Source organism: Ochrobactrum sp. SFR4, from assembly GCF_019730395.1.
Classification (GTDB): domain Bacteria; phylum Pseudomonadota; class Alphaproteobacteria; order Rhizobiales; family Rhizobiaceae; genus Pseudochrobactrum.
The window spans coordinates 60488-68624 of the sequence record NZ_JAAPBB010000015.1 but is presented as its reverse complement, the minus strand read 5'-3'; the positions used below and the strand labels follow the sequence as shown (position 1 = coordinate 68624).

9 protein-coding genes are annotated in these 8137 nt (G+C 52.1%); 2 read left to right on the top strand and 7 right to left on the bottom strand.

Features of this window, described 5'->3' with window-relative positions; all coding sequences use genetic code 11:
• The coding region (locus HBA93_RS15290) for an inositol monophosphatase family protein (RefSeq protein ID WP_221723813.1) at positions 1–708 on the top strand (708 nt) is incomplete at its 5' end.
• Positions 709–758: 50 nt separating this feature from the next.
• On the opposite strand, the gene HBA93_RS15285 is transcribed toward HBA93_RS15290, so the two are convergent.
• Positions 759–2048: a multidrug effflux MFS transporter gene (locus tag HBA93_RS15285; protein WP_121993366.1), complete on the bottom strand. Its 1290-nt coding sequence runs from the start codon at positions 2046–2048 to the stop codon at positions 759–761.
• Between the two features lie 265 nt (positions 2049–2313).
• Between HBA93_RS15285 and HBA93_RS15280 the strand changes: the two genes are divergently transcribed.
• Positions 2314–2544 carry a hypothetical protein gene (locus HBA93_RS15280; protein WP_121993367.1) on the top strand — a complete coding sequence of 77 codons (231 nt, stop codon included), beginning with the start codon at positions 2314–2316 and terminating at the stop codon, positions 2542–2544.
• Between the two features lie 76 nt (positions 2545–2620).
• Here HBA93_RS15280 and grxD read toward each other — a convergent pair whose 3' ends face one another.
• From grxD to purQ, 6 genes are all read right to left on the bottom strand, one after another.
• Entirely contained in the window at positions 2621–2953 is a 333-nt protein-coding gene (grxD, locus tag HBA93_RS15275) for a Grx4 family monothiol glutaredoxin (protein WP_022711528.1), read from the bottom strand.
• A gap of 265 nt (positions 2954–3218) precedes the next feature.
• Positions 3219–3452: a BolA/IbaG family iron-sulfur metabolism protein gene (locus tag HBA93_RS15270; RefSeq protein ID WP_022711527.1), complete on the bottom strand. Its 234-nt coding sequence runs from the start codon at positions 3450–3452 to the stop codon at positions 3219–3221.
• 304 nt (positions 3453–3756) lie between these two features.
• Positions 3757–5988, bottom strand: coding sequence for a phosphoribosylformylglycinamidine synthase subunit PurL (gene purL / locus HBA93_RS15265; RefSeq protein WP_221723812.1), 2232 nt, complete (start codon positions 5986–5988; stop codon positions 3757–3759).
• A 73-nt stretch (positions 5989–6061) separates the two neighbouring features.
• The gene (locus tag HBA93_RS15260) at positions 6062–6460 is read right to left on the bottom strand and encodes a hypothetical protein (RefSeq protein WP_221723811.1); all 399 of its coding nucleotides are present in this window, start codon (positions 6458–6460) and stop codon (positions 6062–6064) included.
• 198 nt (positions 6461–6658) lie between these two features.
• Positions 6659–7309, bottom strand: coding sequence for a glutathione S-transferase family protein (locus tag HBA93_RS15255; RefSeq protein ID WP_221723810.1), 651 nt, complete (start codon positions 7307–7309; stop codon positions 6659–6661).
• A gap of 92 nt (positions 7310–7401) precedes the next feature.
• Positions 7402–8073 (bottom strand): phosphoribosylformylglycinamidine synthase subunit PurQ, encoded by a 672-nt coding sequence (purQ, locus tag HBA93_RS15250; protein ID WP_221723809.1) that lies wholly within the window; start codon positions 8071–8073, stop codon positions 7402–7404.
• Positions 8074–8137 lie beyond the last annotated feature (64 nt).

Genomic DNA, 8137 nt, shown 5'->3' with positions numbered 1-8137 from the left:
TCTGCTGATCTGCTGACTGAGGCCGATGTCAATTCGGAAAAGGTGATCACCGCTGCTCTGCGTGAGCGCTTTGCCGGTGCTATGATCGTAGGCGAAGAAGCCTGCAGTGAAAATCCGGCACTGTTGAATGGTCTTAACTCTGCGGATCTGGCTTTCACCATTGATCCGGTGGATGGCACATTCAATTTCGCATCCGGTGTGCCGCTGTTTGGTGTCATGCTCTCCGTTAATATCAAAGGCGAAACTGTTGCCGGTATTATCTATGATCCGATGGGGCGTGACTGGCTGATCGGTGTTAAGGGGGCGGGCAGCTATATCCGTCGTGCCGATGGCAGTGAACATAAAGTGCGTGTTGCTGATGCTCCGGCGCTCAAGGAAATGACCGGTTGTGTATCTTGGCAATATCTGCCGGAACCAGATCGCACGCTGGTCGCGGGTAATCAGGCGAAGTTTCTCTCGCATCTCGGCTATCGCTGTGCGGCGCATGAATATCGCGTGATTGCCACCGGTTCTGCGCATTTCGCGGTTTATAACAAGCTGATGCCTTGGGATCATCTGCCGGGTAACCTGATCCATCAGGAAGCCGGTGGTTATACGGCGCGGCTTGATGGCAGTGCCTATAAGCCGGGTCATGTGGATGGTGGTTTGATTATCGCGCCGGATGCAGATAGCTGGCAGGCGATAAAGCAGACGCTGTGGCAGAAGTAATCGAAGATATTAAAAAAGCCCGCTGAAGAGCGGGCTTTTTTTTATTTGTATCATTTCTCAATCACATGCTGCGGTGAAGGAGAAACCGCACGGAACAGTTTGCCTTGTTCCGCAATCAGCACAAACACCATCGCAATGGCGCCGACGATGAAATAGCCAAGCGCCATCGGTACAGTTGTGCCGTTGAAAGACTGGCCGATCAGCATACCGATGGCTGCACCGGTCAGCGACTGTACAAAGCCGAGAACGGAAGAAGCCGTACCGGCAACCTGACCAAGCGGCTCCATTGCCAAAGCATTGAAGTTACCACCGATAGAGCCGAAGCAGAACATGATCAGTGCAAAGATCACGATATAAATCGGGAATGGTACCGGCCCTTCAAAAAACACTGACAGCAGGAACAACAGCAGGCTGAGGCTGATAAATGTAATCAGCAATACCTGCGAAATCCGCCGCATGCCGAAACGCCCGACCATCCGTGAGTTCAGGAAGGCAGACAGTGCCATGAAGGCGGCAACGGCAGCAAATGCCACCGGAAAGCCACGCCCCAGATCATAAATGCCGACATAAATCTGCTGGGCAGAGTTGATGAAGCCGAATAGCGAGCCAAGCATAAAAGATGCGGCCAGCGTGTAGCAGAATGCCACGCGGTTACCGATAACAATGCCGAAGCCGCTGATAATGGATTTGGCTGTGAAAGGACGGCGGTTTTCCGGTGCCAGAGTTTCCGGCATACGGGAATAGGCCCAGAAACCGATCACACAGGCAAATAAAGCCATAAAGCCGAAGATCATGTGCCATTCGGAGAAGATCAGAATGACTTCACCGGTCGCCGGTGCAATCACCGGAACAATCATGAAGACCATCATAGCCAGCGACATGATTTCAGCCATAGCACGGCCGGAATAGCGGTCACGAACAATCGAGACAGTCATGACGCGTGTAGCCGCCGCACCGATCCCCTGCAGGAATCGCAAAACCAGCAATGTGTTGAATTCTGGCACCCAGACACAGGCCAGCGAGGTGACCACATAAATGCCGATGCCGATCAGAAGTGGCTTCTTACGGCCAAAACGATCACTGATCGGGCCATAAAACAGCTGTGAGACTGCAAAGCCGAACAGGTATACTGTAACGACATATTGGTGATGGTTCGGTGTCAGAACGCCGAGAGAATTGCCGATTTCAGCCAAAGCAGGCAGCATGACATCAATAGCCAGCGCATTGATTGCCATCAGTGCCGCGATAAGAGCAATAAACTCGACCTTGGATAATTTAAATCCGTCAGAGGTTTGCTTGCCGGATGCAGATACCGCATCTGCAGGAAGTTCACTTTTCATCTTTTACATGCCTTGTCCGGCCGGAAATGCGGTCGGATAAATCTATTGCGGATCAGCAACCGGCAGACTGATAATGACACTATCTGCTCTTGACGTGTCTGTGGCCGGATACTGAAGCGATGTTCCGCAAACCGGCTGAAAAGCGGATTGCTTATGGAACAGGGGTGTTTTGACTAGCACACTGGCAGAAACAGTCCGGTATCTGCCGAGCTATAAAGGGCGAAAGCCGTGCAGCCTCAAAACGGTTACAGGGGCGTCCGCAATCTTGTACCTGAAATATCAGGGAGGCATTTATCGCAGCAATTCAACGCAGCCTTATGCAGGCGGCACCGCAGATAAATACTGTTTGAAAACATTGATACCGGAAAAACTTTCCGCCGCATTCGTGAGATATTGCGCTCAAATTTCTGGCGAAGCAGTTTTACAGGCCGGTATATTCCAACATATAGGGATTTGCGCAGAGCGCAATCTGGCCGGAATGATAATTTTTATTTAATAGTTTAAATGAAAAAAAACGGCAGAAGATCTGCCGTTTTTTAGTAATCACATATTCGTGAGATCTTTGATGTGAATCAGGCTGCCTTTGTGGCAATGCCTTTTTCTGTCAGGAGAGCCTGCAATTCACCGGCCTGGAACATTTCACGCACGATATCACAACCGCCGATAAACTCACCTTTTACGTAAAGCTGAGGAATGGTCGGCCAGTTGGAATATTCCTTGATGCCCTGACGGATTTCGTCGGAAGCCAGAACATTGATGCCTTTATAGTCGACGCCGATATAATCCAGCACCTGAACAACCTGACCGGAGAAACCGCATTGCGGGAAATCCGGTGTGCCTTTCATGAAAAGCACGACATCGTTGTTTTTGACTTCATTATCGATAAGCGCAGTGATGCCGCTCATGAGGGTGTCCTTTCATTGCCGGCGGGACAAATTCCGCCAGAGTTAGGCTTTAGAGCATTTCCGGTTTTGATTGTATCAGAGGAAATGCTCTATTTCTTTGTTTTAACGCATTTCCTGACGCAAAACCGGTTCCCGCTTTTGCTGGAAATGCTTTAAATATCGGCTGCTTTTTAAGCGATGCGGGAACCATCTTCCAGAACGCCTGTTGCCGCAGGGTGTTTTGTGAGCCTGATTGCATGTTTTTGCACGCAGGCTCAGTGAATTATTATTCCGGTGCGCGGGTCTGCAATGCCAATGCGTGCAACACGCCGCCCATATTGCCGCCGAGGGCGTCATAAACCATCTGATGCTGCTGAACGCGGGTTTTACCGCGAAAGGCTTCCGCTACGACTTCGGCAGCGTAATGATCACCGTCTCCGGCAAGGTCGCGGATGCTGACAACAGCGCCGGGAATGCCTGCCTTGATCATGTCTTCAATATCACCAGGTGCCATAGCCATATTAAAATCCTCCGAGAGCATTTTTTCTGATCAGAGTGTGCCGCGACCGATCTGTTCCGTCGCACCAGCTCTGTTTTTTTGTTTTAGCATCTTGTCCAAAACCTGTTTTAAGCTTTTGGGGATACTCTTCTTAAACTGGAGCCTGCGTCTCGGTGTTTCAAGACGCAGGCTCCGTTATTAACGGGTATTAAAATCTAGAGCGTGTCGCGTTTAATGGAACTGATAGCGATCGCTCCAGATTCTTTTCATTGTCGCATGTTCGCGAACGCTAAATGAAACCATTTAGCTGCGCCATGCTTTAGTATCAGATTTCGCCGTTCATATAGTCAGGGAACCATGATTCATAGGCCTGATGCAACTGTTCAACAGATACAGGCTTTGCTGAACCGAGGATAACAGACTTACCACCGGTGCGACCGATGAATGGTGCTGCAATACCGGCTTTTTCTGCGCGGCTCTGTACCTGTGCCAAATTGGCTTCGGTCACGGTCAGCACATAACGTCCCTGATCTTCACCGAAGAAGGTGAGAACCGGATTATGTGCCGCTGGTTCATTGATGGTTGCGCCGATTTCGCCTTTGATAGCCATTTCAGCGACAGCCTGCGCCAGACCGCCTGATGAGCAGTCGTGAACAGCTGTCACCAGACCGTCTTCGATCAGGCCGCGAACGAAGTCACCGGTCGCTTTTTCATGTGCCAGATCAACATGCGGAGCAGGGCCGTCGATGCGGTTGTGAACGTCACGCATATAGGCGGACTGGGCGATATGTGTACCCCAGCCTTCCGGTGCGCCTGCGAGCAGAATGGCTTCGCCTTCACCCGCAAAACGGATGCGTGCCATTTTCGACCAGTCTTTGATCAGACCAACGCCGCCGATGGTCGGTGTCGGCAGAATGCCCTGACCATTGGTTTCGTTGTAGAGCGATACGTTGCCGGAAACGATCGGGAATTCCAGCACGCGGCAGGCTTCGCCGATACCCTTGATCGCATGAACCAGCTGGCTCATGATTTCAGGACGCTCAGGATTACCGAAATTGAGGTTGTCGGTCGAAGCAAGCGGTGTTGCACCGGTTGCTGTCAGGTTACGCCAGCACTCGGCTACGGCCTGCTTGCCGCCTTCAAACGGATCTGCTTCCACATAACGCGGCGTTACGTCGGAAGAGAAAGCCAGAGCTTTGGTTTCGTGGCCGTCAACGCGGATCACACCGGCATCGCCACCCGGCAATTGCAGGGAGTTGCCCTGAATCAGCGTGTCATATTGCTCATAGACCCAGCGGCGGGATGAACCATTGGCAGAGTTGAGCAGCTTGATCAGGCTGTCAGCGATATCGGCCGCCGGTACATCATCGGCAGCCAGCGCTTTTGGTGCAACGGCTGGTGTCCACGGACGATCATATTCCGGAGCCTCATCACCGAGTTCCTTGATCGGCAGATCGGCAACCTGTTCACCCTGATGGAAGACACGGAAACGCAGGTCATCGGTGGTTTTACCAACGATTGCAAAATCCAGGCCCCATTTTTTGAAAATGGCCTGTGCTTCTGCTTCCTGTTCAGGACGCAGCACCATCAGCATGCGTTCCTGACTTTCCGAGAGCATCATTTCATAGGCAGACATTTGCTCTTCGCGCACCGGTACGGTGTCGAGGTTCAGCTCAATGCCGAGATCGCCTTTAGCGCCCATTTCAACAGCGGAGCAGGTGAGACCGGCAGCGCCCATATCCTGAATTGCAATAACCGCACCGGAAGCCATCAGCTCAAGGCAGGCTTCGAGCAGGCATTTTTCAGTGAATGGATCGCCAACCTGAACAGTCGGGCGCTTTTCATCAATCGATTCATCAAATTCAGCCGATGCCATTGTCGCACCGCCAACGCCGTCACGACCGGTTTTGGCACCGAGATAAACAACCGGCAGGCCAACGCCTTCAGCCTTGGAGTAGAAAATCGCATCGGATTTTGCGAGACCGGCTGCAAAAGCGTTGACGAGAATGTTGCCGTTGTAACGGGCATCAAATTCAACTTCACCACCAACTGTCGGTACGCCGAAAGCATTGCCGTAACCGCCAACGCCGGAAACAACGCCGGAAACGAGGTGGCGGGTCTTCGGATGGTCTGGCTCACCGAAGCGCAGAGCATTCATGGCTGCAACCGGACGTGCACCCATGGTGAACACGTCACGCAAAATACCGCCAACGCCGGTAGCAGCGCCCTGATATGGCTCGATATAAGACGGGTGGTTGTGGCTTTCCATTTTGAAAACAACGCAATCGCCGTCATCAATATCGACAACACCGGCATTTTCACCCGGGCCCTGAATAACGCGCGGGCCTGAGGTCGGCAGGGTGCGCAGCCATTTCTTGGAAGATTTATACGAGCAATGTTCGTTCCACATTGCCGAGAAAATACCCAGCTCCGTAAAGCTTGGCTCACGACCGATCAGGTCAAGAATGCGCTGGTATTCGTCGGGCTTGAGGCCGTGTGAGGCAATCAGTTCCGGTGTGATCGGGTAATCATTACGGATTGACTTTTTGCTGTCCATATCGGTGTCGCTGTCTTCTTTGATCTATGAGCCGAAGCTCGGATATGTGATAGGTTTGATGCTTATGAAGTTTTTAGCAGCTTTTTTGTCCGGAAGCCCAGCGCGCTGTATCGCGCTCGATGCGTTCGGAAAGAGGGCTTTGCATTAACGGGCCGAAACGCTCCATCCGTCCCGGATTGCCTTCAGCCTGCACTACCAACAAAGGCCGGTCATTCGGGTTCTTTGCAGGGACTACGAGAATTCTGGGGCGCCCGGTGTAGGAAACCAGTTCCGGCGCCAGCGTATATTGGCGAAACTGAGGGTCGCCGGATTTAAACCAGCACTGCCTTGCGCCGAGCGCCACGCGCTCCATGGTTGCCAAGGCTGTATGACTGACATTGCCCGATGCGGGAGGCGGAGATTTTTTGGACGCGAGACATCCGCTTAAAACAACTGCGGACAAAGCCATTACAATTATATGCGCCAATTTCATAAAAGACTGAGCTCCGCAAGGGGAATGATGGGTATGGAATTTCAGTATTTGCAAAGCCTGGTGGTTTCTCATCAGGCTTTGCGTTTTCAGGTTTTAGAGCGGTTTGCACCGGGATTGGATCATAGTGCTCACTCTAAATTTTTTAGTGGTCGCATTATCACGGACGTCCAAGTTGTTTCAACTTGACTGTGAAATGCCTTAGCTAGCTTTCGCCAGAGCTTTGCGGGCATCCTGCATCTCGCCTAAAACGGCAGCGATTTCAGGAATACCTTCCGCATTGGTTTTGTAGCCTTCGATATTCGGGCAATCTTCCAGAATGGCCTCAAAGCCCGGAAAACGACGCAGGCTTTCCAGAAGATAACGTGTCGGTGCAAGCCATGCATCTGCCAGTGTCACATGCTCACCCAAGGCATATGGGCCGGAAGAAATACGGTCTTCAACAGTTTTCAGCGCATGACGCACATGATTGAAGACTTTTTCTGCTTTATCCGCAGGAAGCGGATTGGCAGGACCTGCCAGCAAAACAGGGATGATGGACGGCAGCACATCCAGATCGAGCAGACGCATGATGATGCGAATCTGCGCACGGTCTTTCGGATCGGCCGGCAGCATCGGTTTTTCAGGGAAACGCTCTTCCAGATATTCTGCGATCACAGAGGCTTCGAACAGAGTTTCACCGGAACCGGTGACGAGCACAGGAATGCGGCGCATCGGGGAGATTTCACGGAAGCTCTCCGGCAGCGGTGGTCCGGCAGGTGCATCAATCAGTTTCAGCGGCAGGTCTTTGACCTCAGCAATAATGCGGATAAAGGCGCAGTAGGGTGATAAAGGCTTATTATAGAGCTTCATAGTACTTCCTCCCGTTTTGCTGTTTGCAGGCCATGCTGCTGTAAAAGGAAATGCCCGCGCCGCGTTATTGCGCAAAGCGGGCATAACCTGATTTAGGAAGCCAGACGATCCAGCGCCGATGCAAACAGCGCACGGCCGTCGGTGCCGCCATGTGCCTGTTCGATCAGATTTTCCGGATGCGGCATCATGCCGAGCACGTTGCCTTGTGCATTGGTAATACCGGCAATGTCATTGACTGAACCGTTCGGGTTGGTGCCTTCCGCATAACGGAACACAACCTGACCATTATCTTCGATCGATTTCAGAACATCGCTTTCAGCAAAATAATTGCCGTCATGATGGGCAACAGGGCTGCGAATGATCTGACCCTGTTCATAGCCACGTGTGAACGCTGTCTGGTTGTTGGCAATTTCGAGCTTTACTTCGCGGCAAACGAATTTCAGCGAAGTATTGCGCATCAGTGCGCCCGGCAGAAGGCCTGCTTCGAGCAGGATCTGGAAGCCGTTGCAGACACCGATGACGCGCACACCGGCTTCTGCCTTTTTGCGCAATGCCTGCATAACAGGCATACGTGCAGCAATCGCACCGCAGCGCAGATAGTCGCCGTAGGAAAAGCCGCCCGGAATAACGATCAGGTCAACATCAGGAATTTCTGTGTCGGTCTGCCACACGGTCTGCGGAGATTTGCCACCGATTTTCGTCAGTGCGGCAATCATATCGCGGTCGCGGTTCAGGCCGGGAAGAAGGATAACTGCTGATTTCATAATGCAGATTACTTTCTTTTAATCCAACGCAGTAGCGGACGGATCGGAGCAGAAAACCATCAGC

Coding starts and splice junctions, on each gene's coding strand:
- HBA93_RS15260 (WP_221723811.1), bottom strand. CDS start 6,460: ATGAAATTGGCGCATATAATTGTAATGGCTTTGTCCGCAGTTGTTTTA.
- HBA93_RS15255 (WP_221723810.1), bottom strand. CDS start 7,309: ATGAAGCTCTATAATAAGCCTTTATCACCCTACTGCGCCTTTATCCGC.
- purQ (WP_221723809.1), bottom strand. CDS start 8,073: ATGAAATCAGCAGTTATCCTTCTTCCCGGCCTGAACCGCGACCGCGAT.
- HBA93_RS15270 (WP_022711527.1), bottom strand. CDS start 3,452: ATGGCTATGGCACCTGGTGATATTGAAGACATGATCAAGGCAGGCATT.
- grxD (WP_022711528.1), bottom strand. CDS start 2,953: ATGAGCGGCATCACTGCGCTTATCGATAATGAAGTCAAAAACAACGAT.
- HBA93_RS15285 (WP_121993366.1), bottom strand. CDS start 2,048: ATGAAAAGTGAACTTCCTGCAGATGCGGTATCTGCATCCGGCAAGCAA.
- purL (WP_221723812.1), bottom strand. CDS start 5,988: ATGGACAGCAAAAAGTCAATCCGTAATGATTACCCGATCACACCGGAA.